This window comes from Heyndrickxia sp. NPDC080065, from assembly GCF_050281185.1.
Taxonomy (GTDB): Bacteria; Bacillota; Bacilli; order Bacillales; family Bacillaceae_C; genus Heyndrickxia.
On sequence record NZ_JBNNWS010000012.1, the window covers coordinates 21766 to 45524 of the forward strand.

A 23759-nucleotide genomic window follows, 5' to 3' on the forward strand; every position below is an offset into this window, starting at 1 on the left:
CTAGCTTTAATATAATATCTGGAAACACATCCGCAGTCAGACGTAGATAATAGGCAGTTTCCTCAAAGGAATCGTGTCCTAAATACGTTTTAAGTACTGGAAGGTATACCGTTAAATCCTTTTCTTGCTCAGCCCATTTTTTTAGACAATGAACGGCATAAGTGTGGCGAAAGTCATGTATTACAAATACATAAGGACTGTTTATTTTAGGACGGCATGCGTCAACGTGAAGGGATTGAGCTGGCCAAGAAAGAAGGAAAATTTAAAGGCCGATTAAAGAAATATCATAAAAATCATGCAGGGATGAATTATGCAGTAAAGCTATATAAAGAAGGAGGTATGACTCTAAATCAAATTTGTGAAATTACAAATGTGTCAAGGACTTCATTATATAGAAAGCTATCGGAAGGGAACAAATAATCATTCCTTATTCCATTAAAGGGGACCATATTGTTGAATAACAATTTTAAAGCAAAGTGGATATTGTGAACTTAAAATATTGGAAGTTTATTGGAAATTGAGAATTTATTGCTTGGAAGGCAAAATAAAAACGTTCGGTTTTGTAACCGAACGTTTGGGATTGAACTATTTGAAGCATTTAATTAGGCTGCTCATTTTAAATCAATCAAGGTTTCTAAATCTTTTAGAACTAGATAAGTTGCATCAAATAATACAAATTCTGTAATGGTATTCTGGTCTATTTTTGGATAGTTAACTTCCACAAAGTCGCCTTCTTTTTTGAAAGAGATTGCCTCATACAAAATATTACTTTCACGATCTGCAAGTAGTGGGAATATAGGAAGAAATGGCTCTTGGTTCATTTTATATCTTATTACAGTTCTTTGATTATTTTCCTCAATACTCACTACTTTAATTTTAGAATTACCGTCTAAGATAGTTCCTTCTCTATATGGTCCAGTAATCTCATCCCAGATGCCTTCATTTCCCTCTGCTGTGGCTTTTCCCTTATGTGATGATATAAAGGGTATGAACTTATAAGTATAAGTATCAATACCTCTCGGTACTTCAATTTTTTCTAATATTGTTCCGTTTGATGCTGTAGAATATGCGTTTTCACTATTACTGCTTCTTCTTGGCGTTTCAAAATACGAGAAGCCATCAGATCCAAGGGCTAAAATGATTAGGTCTCGGAATGTATTTCCCTGATCTTGCAATAGTTCCTTTTGTGCAAGGGTTGTTGAAAGATTTAATTCGAGCTTTGATGGAGTCAGATTTACATTATTGATTACTATAGAGTTTCCTAACTCATCTTCTTTGGCAACCGACTTAGAATCAGAAATAAATTCTTTCTGCTTTTTCAAACCGAATGTAAACGACCAATCACCCTGTATTCCATTTATTGATTTAATCCTAATATCGATTTTGGGCTCTTCTGGAAGTCCCCTATCAGTATCAAAAATAAAGACATCTCCATTATCCATTAGTTCTTTTGTATTCAAACCACCAAAACCTTCTTCTATTTGAGGTTTTCCATCCACAAACCATTCCAAATTAATAACAGACTCATCATCAATTTTTTCGATTTGTGATTTATCAAATTCCACCCGGTAAGTAACCGCAAGTTGCTGGTCGTCTAGGTATCCTTCTTCAAGAAAAAACTTAACTCCCTTATCCTCAGATACAAGTGATAGAAGTTGGGCTTTTCCCTCTTTAGCCATCCTCTTTAAACCTTCATCTGCGGTTTTATATAAAACACTATCGGTGTAACTTACACTATCTCCCAGTCGATTGGTTGCCTGATCAGGATAATAAGTGAAGAAAATCACTGTCCCAATTCCCAGTATCAGAATGGCAGCCAAGCTGGCGATCATCTTTTCTTTATAGATAAGTGAACGCCTTTTTTTCTTCTTTGCAATTTCAATCGCTTTTTGAACAGTTTCATCAAGTTTATTAGATACCGATACTCTGTCTACCATATTTTCAATATCGTGTTGAAGCTTTTCCATATGTGTCCCCTCCATTCTCCAGTTTTTCTTTTATGAATTGTAAAGTTCGATGTATCTGAGATTTAACGGTACCTTCCGGTTTATCCATTATCTTGGCAATTTCGGAGATTGAGTAACCATAGTAATACCTCAAAAAGATTAACGTCTTTTGCTCTGGTTTAAGTTTGTCAAAAACTTCGGCTAGATCAATTGAAGCTATAGTGTTATTTTCTTGGCTACTCCCAGGGTTGAACCACCCGAGATCCAGCATAACTACATTTTTCTTTCGTTTTAAATGATCCATTGCCGTGTTTATTAAGATCCTTGTCATCCAAGTTGAGAAATAATTTTTATCGGTTAACTTTTCAAAGCCTTTAAATCCTTTGATGATGGAATCCTGAACAATATCTAAAGCATCTTGTTCATTTCTGATATAAGAAAAAGCGATTTTATAAAGTTTGTCCTGTTCTTTCTTGATTAGTTCTTCAAAAGTCTGACCGTTTGAAACTTTAAACAAGGACTTTAAAAAGGGCACTGTAATCCCTCCCTTCTATAATATAAAATGGAAAATAATATTAAGGTTTAGTCCGGACCTAAACGATAATCTATATATTAGACTTTCCTACTGTCTACTTCGTTCCAAAAGAAACAAATAAAAGTAAATTTTTTTAGTAAAGTAATAAAAAGGTCTTTTTGCTTAAATGTATCTGAATCTCCATTACTTTTTACCAAAAAATCACCTTTTTATTTTGAATATGTATCTCCTATCAACATAGGAACTCATTACTTCCACAATCGGGTGGCTCGATTGTGGAATAGAATGACTGGAGTTTTTTAAACAACTTTATTGTTACTTAGCATCTCTTACAGGAAATAAAATGCAGTTTCATTTACCTTAAAATGAAAATGGAGGATCCTGCAAGAAATGAAAGAGCGATTTATTTACCATAAAAGTCAAATGTACTCCCCTACTGGAAATGGGAAGGTGGTTTTTGACAGGAAATAGAAAATGGAACTCAATTACATCTTTTTCACAATTTTTATTAATACAGTTACCACCATACCAATCATGGCGATAATATTCATTACGCCAAAAATCAACGCGATGATCATTCCGTTCCATTCCCCAATACTAAACACGCTAATAAAAATCATTACGACACAGGCTAATGAAATAAGGTAAAAAAATACAAACACTTTAGACTTTTTCACGTATTTACTAAGTGCGAGTGTAATAATTAGAAAAATAATGGCTCCTGTAATGAGCATATTAATTCAATCCTCTCCATATTTTTCAATTACATTCCTGCATACAAAGTGTGAATAAATTTTAAAAAGTTTAAAAATCGTGTATCACCCCAACAGATCTAACAAGTTGGAAAATTTATGAAATTAGATATTTTTATTATTGGAGCAAAATTGTTTTCTTTTGGTTTAGTCGGGGATAATTTAAATATGAGAATAGACAACAAATACATTGAAAAAGTTCAATTTTTCGGAAATTGAAGAAGAACTAAAATGTGTAGAAAGCTCTGGGGAAAACGGATATTTTTGTTACGTTTTTTATAGGGATTGCTTTCCTTCCTTGATCGATTTAATAAGTAATAAAATAGAAACTAGCCACTATAAATGTTGGCTAGTTTCGTACTTCAAAGTTATCCTACCTTTTTTAAAATCCAATCTTGAATATCATTTATTATATCTGTTCCAACTTGAATTTCTGCCAATACAATGCCCTTGCCAATAATTTTTAGTGCTGGTGATATTGTAGGCTTCGCAGGATTTATACACCAAACAACAGTTTCAATCGATTTTAACGGGACTCGAATATTATTAATTACTCCACTTGTTATTAAATATCCATCTTCTATGACTAATTTATTTTTCTTCCAGATGAACTCAGTATTTGTCGTGGAGAACTCACATTTTTCAGTTAGAAATGTCATTCATCCATTCCACCTTATAAAAAGTTTTATGTCATTCACTTAACAAACACTAACATATCACCTTTGAAATCCAATTGTAAATACCTATTTTTTGGCAAGTTATGACGAAATATAGAACATTTATTAATCAATTATCCTTTACGCAAAAAAAGAACACAATACATAATCGTGTTCAGCTATTTAGAAAAAACATATAGTTGACCGTTTTTTGGAATCGTAAATTTCGGTCCTCTAAAACCTCTTTTTAAAAGCTCTTTTCTCAAATAAAACATCAATGCAGCATGGCTGATAATGAGCACTTCTTCTTTATTACTTGCTGTGATTCTATCCAAAACTTTATTTATTTTTTCTTTCGTTTGTTTTATTTCTTCTCTTGTTTGCTTATTGAATAAATTAGCAAAACGAATGAGTAATGCCCAACCGATAAAAGGTAACTTTATTTTAGTATTAAAAACTGGTGCTGCAATTTCTCTTAGCTCATCCTGTTCAATAATGTCACGATTATAAAGGTGCCGAGCCGTCTTTATAGCTCTTGGTATCGTACTTGAATAACAGGCTTCCCAATCTTTCGTATCTAAGGGAGTATCATTATATTCAATCTCCGCCAAATCATATTCTTCAAACCATTTATTCACTTCTTCTGCTGAATAGAGAAATTTCTCTTTCGGATAATCTTTCAACACCTTATAATGCCTAATTAGTCCAATTTTCATGTTAGTTCTCCACTTTTCACCTATTTAATAACCAGATATGTTTCCACCGATAGTAACAAACTTCTATAATTAAATAAAGCCAATAACGTTTTTTTAGTTTTTAGTAATTCTTAATTTTTTATTGCAAGCTCAATTGAAATGTCTATCTGTTCTTTAAAAATACCAGTTTGATCAAGCGCCAATAATTCTTCTTTTAAATGTTCTTCAAATAAATGAGATTTTTCTCCTAAAAATTGCTTCTTACTATATGAACAATTTAATAATAAAAATCATTATATGTAAAAAAAATCAAAAGAACTCATATAAACCATTCACAAAATAATCATATTCCTTATTATCAATAATCTTTTCCCCGTACCCTTCAAAGAAAATTTGCTTATCTATTTCATTTTCGAATATATTAGGTTTAGGTCGGATTGCTAAAGAAACGTCATATCTTGGATCTCCATATGTGCCACCGCCCCAATCAATTACACCTGAAATAGTACCATTTTGGACTAAAACATTATCAATTGTAAAATCCCCATGTATTAATGTTTGTTTATATCCATTCGGTTTATCAATTTTTATTTTTTCTAACAACTCTTCAGTTCCGCTTGCCTGGTTGCTTTTTAAATTATATTCTGCCTGAAATAACATTTCTTCAAGCCAAGGTCGTTCGTGAACTAACATATTCGGACAAGGTGTTGAATGAATTTGATTCAGGATTTTTCCAAAGTTAAATATCAATTCTTGTCTCTTCTTCTCATTATTCTCTTGTTGTATAGCTGCTCTTAAAGTTTGCCCCTCTAAAAATTCAATGAGAGCCCATGATTGACTTTTACACTCTTGTTCAACAAATTTCACTACTTTTGGAATAGGCAGTGTTGTTTCATTTGACAAACAATTTAATACAGATACCTCTCTATTAAGCCAGGAACAAAATAACTCTTCCTTTGTTCTTTTTAATACGTACAATTTCTGTTCAGTTTCAATTATACCTACATCAGAGGTATAACCTTGTCGCGGAAATTTAATAGAATTAATACTTTCAACATATTGTTTTATTTCAATTGGAATCTCACTGATTTGAATAGGCTGCAAGTGGATACACCTCAGTTAACAAAAATAGATTTTTACTAATAATTCTTTAAAATGAACTAAAATTCCTTTTTTTACTGAAACGCATCGTTATCGTAATATCAACAGAATAAATTGAGACAAAAAAGCACAATCAGAAAAAGCCACCATAATGGCAGCTTGATCTCAAACTCTTAAATCAGATACATTTACATTCTTGTTTAAATAAAGCTTTCTCTATCAACCTATATATTTTCCTGCTTTAATCCATCGATAATATTTTCCTTCTTTACTTTTGAGCTTGAATAAAGCATTGCGGCACTTACGATGATAAATACTGCTATAAGGCACCATAAAATACTGGTCCACGGCAGGACAAATGTATAGTCGAAGCCTCTCCTCGTAGTTCTATAAATGAAGTACATGATAATGATGCTAATAGGCAAACCGTAAAGCAAAGAGTTGATTCCATAGAAAATACTTTCATAGTTAATCATTTTATTAAAGCCCTTCGGTGTCATGCCAACAGATTTCAGCATAGCAAATTCGCGTTTTCGAAGTGATATGCTCGTCGAAATGGTATTAAATATATTTGCAATTGATATAGCTGTAATTAATGCGATAAAACCGTAGGTAAAGACAGACATTAACAAGAGCATTTGTTCATCCCGCTGTCTGTTTTGGTACACATTGAATATGGAGAGATTCTCTTCCTTCATCTCTTCGATATCCTGTTGTGTCTTCATTGGATCCTTCGATTTCAGATAAAGATATAAATCCATATTATAGCCTGTTTTCTTGTCAACTAATTGATTCAGAACTTCTTGTGATACGATTAAGTTTAATTCATTCACACTTGAAGGACTAACACCCATAGGCAACTGATCGGTCAAAGCAGCAATTTCCACTTTCCCAAGAGCTGCTCTTTTTCTTGATTCTTGATTATCATATAACAAATCAAGGCTTTCGCCTTGCTTCATATTCACTATTTTTGTTTCTACATACTTCTTTGCTTGCTCATCTTCATACTTAGTGATTCCAATGACAATGGCAGATAAATGATTCGGGTCTGTTAATTGTTCAACATCTACCCCAACTTTTCTTGAATATGTTTTTAAGCTCGCGGGATCTAAGGCAATGACTCGAACAAAAAACGGATATTTTCCATCTTCATACACAGATTTATTATTCTCGTTCATTTCCTTCAGTTCTTTTGAGACATACTCTTTATCAATTAGAGAAGTGGCATATATATTTTTCATCAAGCTATGTTCTGTTACATCCTCTAGGTTAGCAACCGAATCCAGTAAGTGTCCATTACTTGTCGTACCTGATGACACTTGAATATCATAGTTAACACCATCCTGAGAAAGTACCAGCGATTTCTTCAAACTGGAAGTGAAATATGAAACAGCTAAAAACAGAACAATGCTTATCACCAAAGAGAAAATCGTCGCACGGTACCTCCGTTTATTTCTTTTTAAGTTTTTCAAACCAAACTCTGCTTCGATGCCAAAAACCTTACGGACAAACTTTGATGTTTTTACCGCTTTACTCGTAAGCTTCACATCATTCGTTTGACGAATGGCATCCATTGCAGAGATTCTGGAAGCCTTCAGTGCAGGAAGATAGGTTGAAATAAATATAGTAAGCAATGAAATAGCACATGTGATAAAAATCGATAATGGGGTAACCATAATCTTTAAATCTTCAGTTGAATCTAATGCCCCATGGATAATTGAATTAATGAACTTGAAGGTAATGTAAATACCAGCAAGCCCACAAATGATGCCAATAGGAATACTAATGATCCCTATGATGATTCCTTCAAAAAACACGGAGTTTCGCTTCTGTTTTTTCGTCGCCCCTACACTTGAGAGCATACCTAAATGCCTTGATCTTTCTGAGACTGAAATCGCAAAAGAATTATAGATTAACGATACTGATCCAACTATAATGACAGCCATAATAATAGCTGATAATGAAAAAAGCATGGTACGTAGGTTATCATCTTTTATTACACCATCATAACGAAGCAGGCCAGAGTTATAAGTAATGGACTCTTTGTTTAATTCAATTTTCTTAGCTACATCCTCAGCATGTGTAAAAATAGAACGATTTACTTTATTAACAACAACCGATGCATTAATTGTATCCTTATCTCCCATCACACTTTCGTCTATATAGGGAATAATTGTATATCCCGGTGCCCACGTAGGTTCCCAAGAAGGGCGTTTAATAAATCCTGTAATTTTATAGGTTACTACTTTCAAATTCTTCAGTTTTTCCGTAGTATGACCATTTTCTTTCTGTAAAGGAATAAATTGTTCAAGTGCCTCATTAGAATTAGATAAGCGATCTCCCACATTAATTGTTAAGGTGTCTCCAATTTGATAGTTTACTTTGGCATTGGATACTACAGCTTCCGATATCACAACTTCATTGGGAGCAGTGGGTAATCTGCCCTTGCTTAATTCTATCGGAAACTGTTTGAATCCGGTTGTGCTATAGGCTTTAATAAACAAATACGGCTTACTTTCATTTTGGCTTCCTTTTAAGGAGGCATAGCCTATATCTTTTGTCAGCACAACTTTTTTTGTCTCTTCATCCTTTTTAATCGCTTCAAGTTGTTCTTTATTTACATTTTTATAAAGAACATGCCACTCACCATCGTTTGCGATGGTATTCCTCTTCATCATATCCAAAAAGGAAACTCCAAGTGTAGAAACAGCTGTCACCATTGCTACAGAAATAATCACACCGATGATGGTAACAAGCGTACGTCGCTTGTTTTTCTTAAGTTGCCTTGCGGTTAGTTTATTCAATATGTTCATGGACGGATCACCTCATCCTTTGCAATCCTTCCATCTTCAATTGTTATAATGCGGTCTGCTTGCAGGGCAATCCTTTCATCATGGGTAATAACAATAAGCGTTTGATTATACGTTTTATTAAACATTTTTAATAAGTCGATGATCTCACTACTATTCTTACTATCTAGATTACCGGTTGGCTCATCTGCAAGCATGATAGCAGGATTGCTAATAAGTGCTCTGCCAATCGAAACCCTTTGCTGTTGTCCTCCTGAAAGCTGATTAGGTAAATGGGTTAAGCGATGTTCTAGATTTAATGTCCCGACAATATGTTCAAGCTGTTTCTTATCCACCTTATGCTCATCCAATAGCAAAGGGAGAGTGATATTTTCTTCAACGGTCAGAACCGGAATCAGATTGTAAAACTGATAAATCAAACCAATTTGTCTGCGTCTAAAAATCGCCAACTGTGTTTCATTAAGATGATATATATCCGTATTTTCAACGAGTACTTTTCCGCTTGTTGGCCTATCTACCCCTCCGAGCATATGGAGAAGGGTTGATTTTCCTGATCCTGATGGACCTATAATCGCAACAAATTCCCCTTTTTCTACCGAAAAAGACACATCATCTAATGCCTTTACAGCTGTTTCTCCCTTCCCATAAACTTTAGACAGATTCTCTATTTTTAAAATTTCCATTCTAGTACCCCCCATATATTGCTGATGTTAATAGTTTATCTGTCTAAAATGACTATCAAGTGACTGTAAAATGACAATTTAGTCACTTTCTCATCCTTTTCTATATGTCTTACTTGTAAAACTTGATTCGAAACTGTGTACCCTCTCCTTGCTCACTTTTAATCTCAATATCACCGTTCTGGCTGTTAATAATGCTATTTGCCATTGCCAAACCAATACCAACACTATCCTCACCTGCATTTTTCCCTTTATAAAATCGATTGAAAATATAAGGGATATCCTCCTTTGAAATTCCGGAACCATTGTCAGAAATAAGGATCTCTGTGAACAAGGCATTTTCTGAAAAAGCTATCGTGATTAATCCGCCCTCCTGTGTATGCTCTACACAGTTTTTTAAAATATTTATCAAGGCTTCGGATGTCCATTTAAGATCACCAGTAAAGCAAATGGTATCATCACCCTCTATAGATATTTTCTGCTCTTTAATATCCATCGGAATGAGGACAGCCTGTAGCGATTCGTGGATAAGCTTATTGACAGGAATTCGTTCATTTTTAAATACTACTGTACCAGCATCGATTTTCGAGAGCTTTAATAAGGATGAAACAAGCCATTCAATCCGTTCCAGCTGATTATGAATATTATGGGTGAATTCCTTTCTTTTGCCTGAAGGTAATTCCTCATCACTTAACAAATCAGCCATCACCATCATTGAGGTAACTGGAGTTTTTAGCTGATGGGAAATATCTGAAATTGCATCAGTAAGATGAATTTTATCCTTCTGTAAAAGTGATTTCTGTTCTGAAAGCATGACGGTTACCTTGTATATATTGCTCTTCAAAATGCTCAGTTCACCCTCTTGATTATCACGAACATCAAGAGTATAGTCACCTCCACCAATCTTCCGCAAATAACCAGAAAGCTTCTCAATTTCTTTATATCTCCATAACGTAAAAATGAAACAGCAAGTAATCAGGAGAACAGAGACAATGAACACGAACCATGCAGCAACTAGATTAATATAGGCAGCAGTAATAATTGCAATAAGACTAATAGCGATCATTACTATCAATAGTATTTGAATCTCCCGATGACGCAGCAACCTAATCACCAACCTTATAGCCTAATCCCCGAACCGTCTTAATGACTGTTGGTTTTTGCGGACAATCTTCTAATTTTTCCCTAAGTCGTTTGATATAGACAGTTAGCGTATTATCATTTACGAAATCTCCTGCGACATCCCATATTTGCTCTAGTAGCTGATTTCTCGAGAGAACTTGTCCGATATGGTTCGCAAAAATGAGCAATAATCGGTACTCCAAGGCAGTGAGGATTACTTCGTCACCATTTTTGTATACTTTTCCTTCCAGTGTATTAATACGTACATTCCCTATTACAAACAAATGATTATTCTGTGTTTGCTTTTGATATCTTCTTAACACTGACTTGATTCGCGAAAGAAGCTCACGTATACGAAAGGGCTTTGTAATATAATCATCCGCCCCCATATCAAGGCCCATTACCACATTAACCTCATCATCCACCGCCGTTAAAAAAATGACGGGAATATCACTTCGCTCTTTGACAATTTTACATAAATCATAGCCGCTTCCATCTGGCAGCGACAAATCAAACAAACATAAATCTATTTCATTCAACTTCTCTATCATCAGTCTCTTTGCTGATTCTGCATCATAGCAAAGAAAAACAGAAAATTGATCCTGCTGTAGAGAATACTCAAGCCCAGAAGCAATCGTTCGATCATCTTCAACAAGCAAAATATTCATTATGGACATCATCCTTTTCTTAAAAATCGGCCAAATCATTTCATAATTTTATCATATACTATATAATATAGGAGATTGGTAGTGGAGCACCATCCTACTCCGCTTCCGCCTTCTAAAGCAGGTTTCATAGAACTTAATATGTAATTAACTTATGGAACAAAAAAGAAGATATCATCTGTTCTCTCTTATGATAATCCATTATTTTACACTGGTGGTATTTATTTTGAACATAATAGAAAAAAAGTATTTCGATAACGATTAGTTAAAATTAAAATCACCTCAGTACAATTGGGGTGATTTTTTGTATATAAAATTGATATTTTATTATTCCATTTATTTAAGGTTTCTTATATATTTATTGAACAAATGCTACATAAACATAAAAAAAATAAAAAGAGGGAATTTACTCGTATAAATTTATTCATACTGAAAAAAAGAGAACTAATAGGTGGATTAAAAAAAAATTTTTTGTGGAAAAAAAGTGCATAATTCTAATCGTGGATTAACAATTAAACTCTTAAAAACAAGAATAAAATGAACTTTTTAGCAACAAGCACCGAATCTAGTAGGTAATCGCCCGTTTATTTTGATTCCCCCATATGGTGTTAAACTTATTTTTGCTGATTTTGACGTTCTCTTGACCTGTCCAGGAATCATTATAATAGTAATTGTTCTTGTCAAATCCGGTTAGGACTAAGGCATGAACCTTGAATTCGTGCATTGGTGAAACCCAGACGACAACAGGTTTATTGTCTAATAATTGTTTTTCTAATTTTTTATTATCTATCCCTGATATGTTTTTAGCACTGCCTGTATATTTCCTGACTAAATCCATTAAAGCGGATGGGTATATAGTCCACCCTGAATCCGTTAGCGGATCCCCAACATACCCAATATTGGGATCATATTCATGTTTGGGCATTTCATGGGCCAATATTAATTTATCAATGTCGACTCCTTTAAACTGTAACAGCATGGTCACCGCTGTAATCTCACATCCAGTCGGCAGCTCCGGACTTTGACTTATAATGGGAACGTCTAATTGTACTTTAAACCTACTTGTGGATTCATAGTTTTCGTGCAAGGGGTAAGGAGGAAAGGGATAACCTGCGGATTTTACATCATTCTTTTTCTCTACACTAGCAGTCGACTGAGCATCATCCAATTTGTTTTGCTGCACATAGGTGCTACATCCCGCAAGAAATAACAGAGTGAATATGAATAAAGCAATGAACATTGGTTTTACCGTTTTTCTGCCTTGAAGCTTAATTTCTTCCATATATAGTCGCCACCTTTTTCACAGGACCAAAGACCCTTTTAATTTATTAGATTACGATTATATGAAAATGGTTTCGATTTTTTTCAACAATTTCTAATGAACTGGAAAATGAGGATAGATGGGATTGGACATTTTACCTGGAGTTTGTCGAATTTTGGTAGCAGCAATTATGAAGTACTTTGCAATCTCTATCATAAATCATCGTTGGCTCGTCTTCTGGTTTCACAGTTGGCCATTCAGGCAGTCCTGGGTGATTTGGATTACCGGTATGTGCAAAATGGATGACTGCTTGGAATATTAAAACATATCAACGAATGTTAGATATAGTTGGGTCAAAGGATAATATCCAAGGCATTGATGAAAAAAGTTGGTTAAATTTATCACAAGAATAAAATCTAATTAGCAGGACTAAACTTGCAATAGAAATACCTCTGGAATTCAACAAACAGGTGCGATTGCATAATAAAAGGATTTCTTATAGACCTATAATTATCATATGTGAAAGCCGTATCCATTTGTCGATACGGCTACTTTATTTCTTTTTTAAGAAAGGATAAGATAATACTAATCCTAATAAATATAAAATTACTAAAAAGTAAACGGGAAGTAAATGTATAAAGGTTGTATATCCAATATATATATGCGTTCCAATCCCCGCTATAAGCGCAGGTAATGCTCCTATAGCAAGGGTATTCCAAATCCAACATTCCCCTTTTCTGAAACCCCACAAGGAAATCATTAGAACAAGCAAACCAACACTTACAAGGGCACTACCAAATCCTGCTCGGTCATGTGCGATAACAGGAATCAAATTGTTACTAATACTATCTAACATTTGAGGCGACATACACAAAAAGCCTAAGTCAGTCGACACAAAAACTTTGGATACACCTATTGTTGAAATAACTATACCGCCTACTAATATTAAAAATCCTAGTATAATAAACATGAGCTGTCCATAAAGGCCGTATTTCCACGCTCTATCATTCTTTCCATGAATGGAATATGGGGTACCTGTGACTCTTTTTCCTTCCCTAAAGCTAAAATAATATATCGGCAATAAGAAAAGCCAAAATAAACCGTGCATCCAATCAAAGTAACCGAAGCCGATAAAAAGAAAAATACCAAGAAAGCCTACGATTGCTGCACTGTGAAAAGAAACCCTTGTCCAATGCATGCCATATTTAATTCCGTTTCGTGCAAGCTGGATATACAATATTCCTCCAGATATCATTGTTCCACCTAGTGCCATCCTATCATGTGACATAAATGATAAGATGAGTGGATTTACCTTTAAGATATCAGCTTTTGTCAGTCCGATAAACGACTCGTCATAAGGGAGGATAATACTCGTAAGTGCAAAATATAAGGCAATAATTCCTCCAATTAGGATGGAGAGACCAAACAGAAAAGACCAGTACCAATTCTGGTTTTTAATAGGTCGGACTTCTTCATATAATAATCGTTCATGAATGCGCTTTGGTAACCCTGGTCCAGCTTTTACATAGCCATCTGTTAGCATTAACAGATCTGCACCAGCACGAACTAAAGCACATGCCTCCTCTGGTGCCTCCACCCCACCAGAGGTTATGACCATTAGCTCAGGGTGTAGCTCTTTAACCTGTTTAACCGTTTTAACTAGGCATTCATTTGTATTTGCAGCTTCATGCCAATAGCTGTCCTCAGTTCGATGAGGGGCATTTACGACTATACCACCAATACATGTATGCTGTATTGATTTCCCTATTTCTAATATTTTATTGTTAATTTCATCAGCATAAAAAGATACATAAAAGGAACGTTCCAAACACATTACACTTTTATCTACGCATGAGTTAATTTGCTCACTTGTTCCTATGAAAACGTCCACAAAAGGTGTTAAATATTGTACAATTATGTCCCATTCATTTCTTTTTACTTGTGCATCTATCCTGGCAAATATAGGAATTCGGATATTCAAGCTTGTTAATTTTTTAATCGCTAGTTTGAGAGGAACCTTCTCTTGATGATCAGAAAACAGAATATGACTATTTTCCCTTCTTGGTTCTCTTTGTTCTTTAGGTTCGTTTAACACGATTGGACCAATTTCTACAAATCCGAAGCCTAACTCTTGAAAGGCGTTAATACCTGACAAATTAGGATCAATATGGCCACTTAACCCAATTGGAGAAGGAAATCTAGTATGATAAATTTCCTTTTGTAATTCCCGTGGAGGCTTCATATGCCCTAAAAATCCAATAAGATCTCGACCACCAGGAATGGATGCTATTGTACTCATGGATTTATGAATAAACTCTCGGCTTGTTTTCGGCCTTATTTTATCTAGTACAAGTTTTTTCAATGGATGATAAGACCAGTCTGGCATAAACAACACCTTCTAAACATTAATTTAGGCTACCCTTTTTACTATATCGATTTTAAGTCACTCATTAATTTTTCCCTCTTTAATTAAAACCTACCAAAAACGGACCAATATTAAAAGGAAATTCCCCAAATTCTCCTGCCCTAATTTGATACTAATAGAGCAGTTCTCTTCATATTCTTATAAAAGAAAATAATAAGAAGGGGTGAAAAATTAGTTGATAAAAATTAAGGTTAATTTACGGCCTATTGTTAGTAAGGTAAATTTACCCACTGTATTGAAAACGACTATACTACCGGGTGACTCAATTGAAAGATTATTTATTGCAACCCAAGTAGGAGAGATCTTTTACATAGGAAACGGTGGGTTACGGACTTTTTTAGATATTCGCCCGCGAATTATAAAGTTAGGTACTTCTGAACCGGGTGTTTCTGGTCGAGGATATGATGAACGGGGATTGCTAGGACTAGCTTTTCATCCCCAATTTTATTATAACGGTCTTTTTTATCTGCATTATTCAGTAGCTGGAACACAAGGTCCAGGTGCTCTTTCTGAACATTTTAAACCTAACCAGTGTGATCCCGGAACCTTAAACTTAAAATGGATAAATAGAGAAACTCAATATGATCATATTGATACAGTGGAAGAATGGATTTTACAATTGAATGGTCAACCTCAAAAACGACAAACATTGCTTAACTTAAGAAGACCATTTTTTAATCATAATGGTGTCAATAGCTTAAACTTTTCACCTGAAACCGGAAAACTTGTTTTTACAACTGGTGATGGTGGAGCAGGCTATGATCCATTTAATTTAAGTCAGGATGATATGGAGATATTCGGTAAAATAGTCGAAATTGATGTAGGTAAGAATACATTTATCCATAATCCACCCGTAGTCACACGTTTTAATGAACTTCCTGCACCTATTCAGGAAACTCTTACGGTAATTGCCAAAGGTGTTCGCAATATACCAGGCATATCATTTCAAAGGTTTAATAATCAATATATCAAATATGTGGGAAATGTCGGACAGGATTTGGTAGAGTCGATTTTTTCATTCGTTCATTATAAACCAATACCGGTTACTCAGCTTATTCAAGCTTCTTTAATGAAATCTAAAACTGACCAAGAAGGATTTATTAACTTTGGCTGGCGAGGGTGGGAAGGTGCATTTCCTACTTCGTTTATAAGAGGCTGCTCTGAAAATCCGACTTTGGATGAGAAAACAATTGCTTATTACAATGAAGCAGTGAAAACTTCAGTGAGTCATCTTCAGCCTCTAACTAGTTATTTTCATAAAGATCCCCGCCCCAATAAGTTTGGAGGAACTGCACTTACAGGAGTGCAAGTCTATTTGGGGAATGGGATCCCCAATTTAACAGGAAGTGTTGTGTTTACCGATCTTGCCAAGGATGAAGAATCCAGGCCTCCAGTTAGAGGCGTTTTAGCTTACACCAGGGGAAGTACAGATTGTAAACTAAATGATTTTAGTGTTATTGAAACCAATTATAATTTTGGGCCTCAATCAGCTTATTATGTTAGTTTGGGAACGAATCTGGATCAAACCAGACTATATTTAGGGGTTTATGGCTCTATGAAAGTGACTGATTTTAACCAAGGGACTGTAATGGAAATTATTCCATGATTTATCACTATAAAATTCGAATTACTACTCGATAAATCTTGGATTTAACCGAATTGAAATATAAAACAAACAAGAGAGCAATTATGTTAAGTAGGGTTTTTGTGGTCATACTGATATTGCGACATGAGGTTTAATTTTAGTCTCTGCTTTTTTTAAAATTATAATTGCTTGGTCTACTTTAGCATTGTCTTTTTTAGATTTTCACTGTTTTGTACTTTCATGGTAGCGGAATAACAAAAGCTTAAACAGAGTCAAATCTTTTGTACATTTTTTTCTTATTCATTCGCATTGGCCTGGTAAATCTAATAATTTTACCCATAAAAAAAACTTATTATGGGGAGCTATTTTGTATCTATAAACTTGAGGCTTAAAAAAGCCAGTAGGAATCGAAAATTTTTGAATGGATACTCTATAGTATATTTCTAATCTTCCCAAAAACCTCGATCAATCATTGTTTGCTCTAAGGAAGTATTTAAAAGTAATTTCCCCAACATCTTATTTGTTTCTTCGAATTCAGCAATTGTATAGAGTTGTTCAAGCACCTTATACATGTCGGCTTCCGCTCTCATGATTAATGTATATTTCTCATCGCCCAATGGAGTTAGTGCAAGTCTAACAAAACGTGAGTCATTTTCGTCCTTAACACGTTCTATTAACCGATCCTTAACCATTCTTTCAACCAATCGTGATGGACTACTATCTTCACATATTAATAAATGACCTAAATCTTTGAGAGTTATAGGTTGTTTATTTTTTAAAATGGATATCACTTCTGCTTGTGAAGGTGTAATTCCGATATCTTTTAGATAACTCTTTAAAATTTTGTTTCCTTGTCTCTGTACAGCTAAGATAAGATATCGAAACTTCTCGGTTTCTTTATATCGTTTTTCCATTCTATCTTCATCCTTATTTAATAATTTCCGGTTTAATATTTGGATCATGGTTTGCAATTACTCTAACACAATCTGGTTTCCTTGAAAAATCCTGCAACCACTTCAAAGATTGATATGCAGCAGTTTTATCAGTAGTTATTCCAGGCAGAACCATTTCCTTCCACGATCTTTCAGAATAACCAACATCACTTGCCAATACCAACCATCCATTCCGCATTTGAACTAATAATGACATCAAACCGTCACTATGACCAGGTGTAAAAACAAGGTAGATAGTTCCGTCACCAAAAAGGTCATACCCTTTTTTGAAAGGTCCGTAAGGTATATCCATCCATTTAAAAGTATCAATCGTAATATTAGCCCACATGGATTTAATGTAGCCTAACCTTTTATGTGCGGCATTCCACTCTAATTCACTAGTTAAAATCTTCTTTGCATTACATACATGTCTTAAACCGCTGACATGGTCGGAATGCATATGAGAAAGTATGACGAAATCTAAGTCCTTACTCTGGATGCCTAAATCTTTAAGTTGCTCAGCAATTGATTCTCCTTCTGGAAGTTCTCCCCTGAACATTGAATAAGCTAATCCCCCAAGGTGTTTCCTCTGATCCAATCTTATTTCTTCATGCCAACTAGTATCTACTAGAATTAAGCCTTTGGGATGCTCAATTAAATAGGAAGATACAGGCACCCATATTTTTTTATTCTTTCCCCTAAACCAGCCTGTATATGGAACTGGATGAAAACTTTTCTCCCTATATGCTAACGCACGATCAATGAGGACCTTACCTGTATGCAGAATATGTACTTTCATTTTAAAACCACCTTCCAAAATAGATGACATGTCATTTATTAATTTTATTTTAAATGACATGTCATCTATTTTCAAGTAAAAAAAAGGCATATTATTAGCATTTTAAACTAGAATTAGAGAATAATATTCATTATTATAATTTCAAACAAATTAATGCAAAATTAAAAGGCATGAGTCCTGTTCAATAACGAACTCATGCCTATGCAGCTGCCTATATTCAACTTTTTGGGTTCAGTTCATAAACAGTAGTTTCTTTTTTAATTTCTTCACTTACTTTTTCTTCAATGTTCATAGAATGCTTTTTCTATTTCGTAATGATGGAGCAATCCACTCCAATGTCCAATTCCACCACATAATAGAATAAAAATATAATTGAATTCTAGTTAATGCTGGGAATCTTTGAGATAGTGAATATTTTCTCCAAATATATAAAATAAATACAAGTAGAAGTATTGTGGGCAGTGCTTCTGGTTGCATAACCAAGAAAGCTGTAAAATCACTTAGGATAAATAGAATATCTGCAATAAATAGGGAGAAAATCAGAATAAAATGAGTAAAAGAACTGCTAAATTTATTTTGGACATTGAATATCAATAATTTAATATAATAGTGTAACCGATTCATACCTTTTCTCCTATATTAGAATGTAATCGTTAAAATGATTATAACATAGGAGTCGAAATATTCACTCTATAGTTGCAAGATGTGCCGAAAGCGTTATTGAATAACATCCGAAAAGAAGTTTTTACCCGGTTTAAAATCCCCATGGATTTTATTCAGGTGATCCCAATTCAACAGTTTCCCAGACTTCTTCCGGGAAGATCAATTACGCTAGCTTTAGGTTTTTATTAGATAAAAAATCATCGTTCTAGTGAGGTGGATTTGAAAATGAATACAAATCAAAAACAGCGAATTCTCTATGCGGTTTTAGAGAATGAACTTCAATTACCGATCCTGGATATTACTCATCCCCTTTTCAACGCAAGTATTGATGAACAGGCGTATCATTTGAGCTGTCTCAAGTCAGCCCGGAGCATTGAATCATTAAAGAAGATGCCTGGATTTATCCAGAACATCTTTGTGAAAATGTCGAATGTTGACAATTCCTATCTTAGCAACATGCGTACTTTGCTGTACAAACTTGGCCCCGACTTAAGCCGGGGGATAAAATTAGGTTTCCGGGACAAGTGGGCGATGAAGCAAACCTCTTTCATGGGACTTCGGATCAGGCTGAGGGATCTTTGCCGGCTCCAGTCGACAATTTTGCTGCCCCAGCTCAAGCAATTCCCTGAACGGAACCTTTGTTTCTTCAATATCGCTGGGGGGGCCGCTACCGACAGTATCAACACCCTGATATTAATTCAGGAATCGGACCCGGAATTACTCAAGGGACGAAAGATTGAGATCAACATTTTAGATATCGATACCTACGGACCCAATTTCGCAAAACGGTGCATCGATGTTTTGAAGCAGCCGGGGGAACGCTTCCATGACCTAGACATTACCCTCAATACTATTCATTATGACTGGAGCCAACCGGAGGAATTACTAAAGATGAGTTTGGTACGTTCCGGCTGGATTCAGCTCTGTTCATCGGAGGGCGGTCTTTTTGAGTACGGTTCGGATTCAGATATCATTGAAAATTTAAACCATTTCTTTACCAACTCCCCGGAGAACGCCCGGGTCACGGGTTCATTAATTTTCGACCGGGCGCATGTAAATCCGGGATACCTGGGATTTACAGAGTTTATTGGCGTGCAAATCCGATATCTTGGGCTGGAGGGGTTGCAGCGAATTTTAACCCAAACCTCGTGGGTTTTGGAAGAATCCCATGAAATTGATACGATCTATATTCTGTTTTCATTGAAGAAAGCGTGACTTAAGTCAAAGATATTTGAATCAATTTCATAATGCACATTGTTAGAAAGGTAGACCAGCAGAATCCAAGTAATTTCAATTTTAAAAATTCACGCTGATTGCTCTTGCAACTGACGGTTTAGACGATCACATGCTAATTTCGTGCAATTGTAAACCAAGGTAACCAAGTAAAAATGAGCTTTGGCTTTTTGTCCCGTTCGAATGATCATTATACTCTATCATATAGGAGACACCTTTTCTGTTTGGTAGTGTATTCTCGGCAAATCCACTATACCAATAAAATGAGGTGTTTTTGTATTTATAAAGATTTTCTTTACCCGTAGAAAGGAAAAAAGGTTGTTCACGGTAAAAGAGAAGGGGTTTCTTTGACTTTAGAATGGAAAAAATTGTTTAGGGTAAAAGATTAAATACCATTTCAAAAGCGAAAAGCACCTTCCTCCTTAAAGAAAGGTACTTTCACTTCTATAGATTTCAACATTGAATTAACTTAAAAGAAAAAGACTATTTTTTATTTTACCTTATCAAACCAGGAGTTGGCTGTTTCTTTCAAGACGAGATTCAGTTCTTCAATATTTCTTATCCCGGTATCTTGTAGCCACTCCCGGCCTGCTTGTTCACCATCTTCAGCAAAAGGTGCGACGCCTTCCTTCCAAGTTGCCCGGCCGCATAACACACCGTTAAAGGTGGAACCGGATTCTTTAGCAAACTTCAATGTTTCTTGAAATAGTTTGGAACTTACGCCAGCACTTAAGAAAATAAATGGCAGCTCTGTTACCTCACTTTGTTGTTTAAAAAAGGCGGCAGCTTCATCTTTGCTATAGACAGTTTCTCCCTCTGTGTATCCTTCGACAAAGTTCATATCGACCGGAACTTCCACTTTTAAAACGTCAACATTATACTGCGGCTTAGAAAATTCTTCCATTGCTTTAATCACTTTATGAGGCTTCACTTTGGCGTACTCTTTACTTTTTACATCATCATTGTTGGCATCATATGTCACAATTTCTAAGAAAAACGGTATGTCTTCAGCAACACATTCGGAGCCTACACGTTCCATGTATACATGTTTATAATCATTAATTTTTTCGTCTTCATCTACATCATAATAGAGTAAGAATTTCACCGCATCTGCACCTGCTTCTTTCAATCGTTTAACCGACCACTCAGGTAATAAATCAGGGAGACGGCCCACCGCAGTTGCATCATAGCCCGTTTTTTCATAAGCCACTAATAAACCAGCGTCATTGTGGCGAACTCTTGCAGCTGGCAGACCATATTCAGGGTCCAATAAAATCGAAGTCGCATATGGGGTCAATTCTTCAGAAACTAGTTCTTTAAACCGGATAATACTCTGGTCTCCGACATTTGTCGCCTTTCCTGCTGCAATCATCTTTTTCAATGAGCCGCGTTGGTCAATCGCTAATGCTCCAATTATGCCGTTTTCATCAGATAACCGTTTTAAAGCCGCTAATTTATTCATTGTTAGTTCTAACACTGTCCATCACCATAAATCGGCAAGAAATCCCCTGCGTTCACGCTTAGGGGAATTGCCGACTCCTTTCCCTTGATAAAAAATATAAACAGCCGTCAACTCTATCAATCTATTATTTCCACTTTTACAGTATCAAAAAATTGCTTGAATTTAGCAAAATTAATATATCCGGTTCCTGCTTCCATCGTATTCAGCATTCCTGCAGTCATCGCCGTCTTCAGCAAAATTTCAACCGTCTGACTACGTTTCAGTGCAACGGCTAACCCAGCAACGGTAGCATCACCGGAGCCAACTGGATTAACCACATCTATTTGAGGGATCGTGACCCGATAATAATCATCAGCATGCTTAACAAAGGCACCTTCACTCCCCATCGAGACGACAATCCATTCAATCCCATTCATTAATTCATGGTTTACAGCCCGTTTCAAACTGTCTATATCCGCATCAACTTTCATCCCAAGCAGCTGAGACAATTCCGCTGTATTCGGTTTGATGGCAAATGGTTTTGCCTGATGTAACAAAACTTGCCTTAATGGTTCTCCTGACGAATCCACAACAACAGGAATTCCCTTTTCCTGACTGATTTCTACCATTTTTTGATAAAAATTATTGGGCAGTCCTTTCGGTAAGCTGCCAGAAATCGTCACAATTGTAACGTTAGTCAGGAGATTCGCAAATTTTTCTAAAAATGCCGCTCCATCAGCATAAGATAAAGTCGGACCAGCCTCCAATATCTCTGTTTGCATCCCTTCATGGAGAACGGCGATACAATTTCTTGATTCTTGATCGATTCTCAAAAAGTTATTTTGTATGTTGCATTTCGTTAATTCTTGAACGATGTAATCGCCAATCGTTCCGCCAAGCACCCCTGTAGCGAGGACTTCTTCTTCCATTTGCGCAACCACCCGGGCAACATTTAAGCCTTTCCCCCCGGCCGTTTTCCGGACAGTTTCTACCCGGTTGACATCATCTAACTTGAATCCATCAATAGGATAAGAAATATCAACGGATGGATTCATGGTGACAGCTAAAATCATCGTACTCCCTCTTTCTTGTACCGCAAACTCCATCAAGATAAGTCCCTGTTAAATCAAGCGCGGGATTCAATGTTTTTTCGTTCCCCTCAAAAGTTTACTTATATTCGTGGATTGTAACCCCTTTAACAACTCGGTTCACCGTTCCTGTCGGGGAAGGGGTATCCGGTGTATTACCTACTTTTACAGATGCAAGCAGTGAAACAGTTTGCCCGATCATGACAAATGGTAGTGCAAGGTAGGCATCCGGTATCGATAGTGCTTCGCTGTCAAATAAGAAGGTATTTCCATCATAGTTTATTTCGCCGTCCACCGATATCGCATATATTCCATTTGCGATGTCATCCTGCTGCAATTCTTTTAAAATATCCAAATCATATTGACGTGTATATGGATGGTTGGAAACAAACACAAACACCAACGATTTTTCATTAACAAATGATTTCGGACCGTGTCTAAAACCGAGCGAGGAATCAAAAGCAGTCACAATTTTACCAGCAGTTAGTTCCAATACTTTTAACTGCGCCTCTCTCGTGAGTCCCTCTAAACTACCTGAGCCAAGATAAATAATCCGATCAAAATCAGCAGAAATAATTTTTTGAATATAATCCTCTCTGCTTATGACACTTTCGCCCATTTGGCGAATCGTTTTAACAACCGTCAATTTTTCTTCAATTGACAAAGGATCAAAAACGAGCAATGCAGTTAGTGTCATACATGAATAACTTCCAGTCATGGCAAATCCTTGATCATTAGATTTTTCAGGCATCAATAACAGCAAATTATTCGAATCCTCTTCTGCTCGCTTTGCTAACTCACCATTTTTTGCACAGGTAATCGTTATCTGATAGAAGTTCTTTACCAGCTGTTCCGCTAATTCAACAGCTGCAACACTCTCCGGGCTATTTCCACTTCGAGCAAAAGAAACCAACAATGTTGGGAAATCCGCTTTTAAAAATTGATGAGGGTTAGATACTAAAGTGGTTGTCGGAATACTTAAAAAGTCCCACTTTCGTTCATCCACTTTTTCTTTTAAGTATGGCAGGACGGTTTCGCCTACATATGCAGAGGTTCCCGCACCAGTAAATATGACGCGAACTCGATCATGTCTTTCTGATAGTTTTTGCAGAAATGCTTCGATATCACTACTTTTATCCTTATACAATGCATACGTTTCAGCCCATAAATCAGGCTGCTGTTTAATCTCTGCAGTTGTAATCGATGCACCTAATGGTGCTAATTTTCCTTGATTTAATGTAAACACTTCCTGCACCTCTCTTTTAAATAGGCTCTTTTCTTAAACTTTTTTGATTTTTACCAAGTAAAAATCGGCATTTGGATTTTTACGATTCTAATTTATCGCTCTTTTTGAATTTACAACCTAATAT

The 23759-nt window shown here is 35.6% G+C and carries 20 protein-coding genes and 2 pseudogenes; 4 read left to right on the forward strand and 18 right to left on the reverse strand.

Annotated elements, in window-relative coordinates:
* Positions 1–216: 216 nt before the first annotated feature.
* A pseudogene (locus tag ACQKP0_RS15295) lies at positions 217–420 on the forward strand (helix-turn-helix domain-containing protein); the annotation flags it as partial.
* 191 nt (positions 421–611) lie between these two features.
* Here the strand turns inward: ACQKP0_RS15295 and ACQKP0_RS15300 are convergent.
* The 12 genes from ACQKP0_RS15300 to ACQKP0_RS15355 form a co-directional block, all read right to left on the reverse strand.
* On the reverse strand, positions 612–1967 hold the full coding sequence (locus ACQKP0_RS15300) for a DUF4179 domain-containing protein (RefSeq protein ID WP_427406727.1): 1356 nt from the start codon (positions 1965–1967) through the stop codon (positions 612–614).
* On the reverse strand, positions 1942–2481 hold the full coding sequence (locus ACQKP0_RS15305; RefSeq protein ID WP_427406728.1) for a sigma-70 family RNA polymerase sigma factor: 540 nt from the start codon (positions 2479–2481) through the stop codon (positions 1942–1944). The genes ACQKP0_RS15300 and ACQKP0_RS15305 overlap by 26 nt, the downstream gene beginning before the upstream one ends.
* Before the next feature lie 485 nt (positions 2482–2966).
* The gene (locus ACQKP0_RS15310) at positions 2967–3215 is read right to left on the reverse strand and encodes a hypothetical protein (protein ID WP_427406729.1); all 249 of its coding nucleotides are present in this window, start codon (positions 3213–3215) and stop codon (positions 2967–2969) included.
* A 386-nt stretch (positions 3216–3601) separates the two neighbouring features.
* Positions 3602–3892, reverse strand: a complete 291-nt coding sequence (locus ACQKP0_RS15315) for a hypothetical protein (protein ID WP_427406730.1) — start codon at positions 3890–3892, stop codon at positions 3602–3604.
* 176 nt (positions 3893–4068) lie between these two features.
* On the reverse strand, positions 4069–4605 hold the full coding sequence (locus tag ACQKP0_RS15320) for a histidine phosphatase family protein (protein WP_427406731.1): 537 nt from the start codon (positions 4603–4605) through the stop codon (positions 4069–4071).
* A gap of 288 nt (positions 4606–4893) precedes the next feature.
* Positions 4894–5688 carry a phosphotransferase family protein gene (locus tag ACQKP0_RS15325; RefSeq protein ID WP_427406732.1) on the reverse strand — a complete coding sequence of 265 codons (795 nt, stop codon included), beginning with the start codon at positions 5686–5688 and terminating at the stop codon, positions 4894–4896.
* A 221-nt stretch (positions 5689–5909) separates the two neighbouring features.
* Positions 5910–8498 (reverse strand): ABC transporter permease, encoded by a 2589-nt coding sequence (locus ACQKP0_RS15330; RefSeq protein ID WP_427406733.1) that lies wholly within the window; start codon positions 8496–8498, stop codon positions 5910–5912.
* Complete coding sequence (locus tag ACQKP0_RS15335) at positions 8495–9178, reverse strand: ABC transporter ATP-binding protein (RefSeq protein WP_427406734.1); 684 nt, start codon at positions 9176–9178, stop codon at positions 8495–8497. The genes ACQKP0_RS15330 and ACQKP0_RS15335 overlap by 4 nt, the downstream gene beginning before the upstream one ends.
* A 109-nt stretch (positions 9179–9287) precedes the next feature.
* Complete coding sequence (locus ACQKP0_RS15340; protein WP_427406735.1) at positions 9288–10280, reverse strand: sensor histidine kinase; 993 nt, start codon at positions 10278–10280, stop codon at positions 9288–9290.
* Position 10281: 1 nt separating this feature from the next.
* Entirely contained in the window at positions 10282–10965 is a 684-nt protein-coding gene (locus ACQKP0_RS15345; RefSeq protein WP_427406736.1) for a response regulator transcription factor, read from the reverse strand.
* Between the two features lie 562 nt (positions 10966–11527).
* Positions 11528–12244, reverse strand: coding sequence for a C39 family peptidase (locus ACQKP0_RS15350; RefSeq protein WP_427406737.1), 717 nt, complete (start codon positions 12242–12244; stop codon positions 11528–11530).
* A 532-nt stretch (positions 12245–12776) separates the two neighbouring features.
* Complete coding sequence (locus ACQKP0_RS15355; protein WP_427406738.1) at positions 12777–14609, reverse strand: dihydroorotate dehydrogenase; 1833 nt, start codon at positions 14607–14609, stop codon at positions 12777–12779.
* Positions 14610–14823: 214 nt separating this feature from the next.
* Between ACQKP0_RS15355 and ACQKP0_RS15360 the strand changes: the two genes are divergently transcribed.
* Complete coding sequence (locus tag ACQKP0_RS15360; protein WP_427406739.1) at positions 14824–16254, forward strand: PQQ-dependent sugar dehydrogenase; 1431 nt, start codon at positions 14824–14826, stop codon at positions 16252–16254.
* Positions 16255–16676: 422 nt separating this feature from the next.
* On the opposite strand, the gene ACQKP0_RS15365 is transcribed toward ACQKP0_RS15360, so the two are convergent.
* Positions 16677–17147 (reverse strand): MarR family winged helix-turn-helix transcriptional regulator, encoded by a 471-nt coding sequence (locus ACQKP0_RS15365; protein ID WP_427406740.1) that lies wholly within the window; start codon positions 17145–17147, stop codon positions 16677–16679.
* Positions 17148–17160: 13 nt separating this feature from the next.
* Positions 17161–17964, reverse strand: coding sequence for an N-acyl homoserine lactonase family protein (locus ACQKP0_RS15370; RefSeq protein WP_427406741.1), 804 nt, complete (start codon positions 17962–17964; stop codon positions 17161–17163).
* Positions 17965–18062: 98 nt separating this feature from the next.
* Here ACQKP0_RS15370 and ACQKP0_RS15375 point away from each other — a divergent pair.
* Positions 18063–18152, forward strand: a pseudogene (locus ACQKP0_RS15375) (IS3 family transposase); the annotation flags it as partial.
* Positions 18153–18252: 100 nt separating this feature from the next.
* On the opposite strand, the gene ACQKP0_RS15380 reads toward ACQKP0_RS15375, so the two are convergent.
* The gene (locus ACQKP0_RS15380; protein WP_427406742.1) at positions 18253–18588 is read right to left on the reverse strand and encodes a hypothetical protein; all 336 of its coding nucleotides are present in this window, start codon (positions 18586–18588) and stop codon (positions 18253–18255) included.
* A gap of 264 nt (positions 18589–18852) precedes the next feature.
* Here ACQKP0_RS15380 and ACQKP0_RS15385 point away from each other — a divergent pair, with 264 nt between their 5' ends.
* The gene (locus ACQKP0_RS15385; protein ID WP_427406743.1) at positions 18853–19842 is read left to right on the forward strand and encodes a hypothetical protein; all 990 of its coding nucleotides are present in this window, start codon (positions 18853–18855) and stop codon (positions 19840–19842) included.
* A gap of 508 nt (positions 19843–20350) precedes the next feature.
* Here the strand turns inward: ACQKP0_RS15385 and lacD are convergent.
* From lacD to ACQKP0_RS15400, 3 genes are all read right to left on the reverse strand, one after another.
* A complete protein-coding gene (gene lacD, locus ACQKP0_RS15390; protein ID WP_427406744.1) occupies positions 20351–21337 on the reverse strand; it encodes a tagatose-bisphosphate aldolase in 987 nt (328 codons plus the stop codon).
* Positions 21338–21438: 101 nt separating this feature from the next.
* A complete protein-coding gene (gene lacC, locus ACQKP0_RS15395) occupies positions 21439–22374 on the reverse strand; it encodes a tagatose-6-phosphate kinase (protein WP_427406849.1) in 936 nt (311 codons plus the stop codon).
* 94 nt (positions 22375–22468) lie between these two features.
* On the reverse strand, positions 22469–23635 hold the full coding sequence (locus ACQKP0_RS15400) for an SIS domain-containing protein (protein WP_427406745.1): 1167 nt from the start codon (positions 23633–23635) through the stop codon (positions 22469–22471).
* Between the last annotated feature and the right edge of the window lie 124 nt (positions 23636–23759).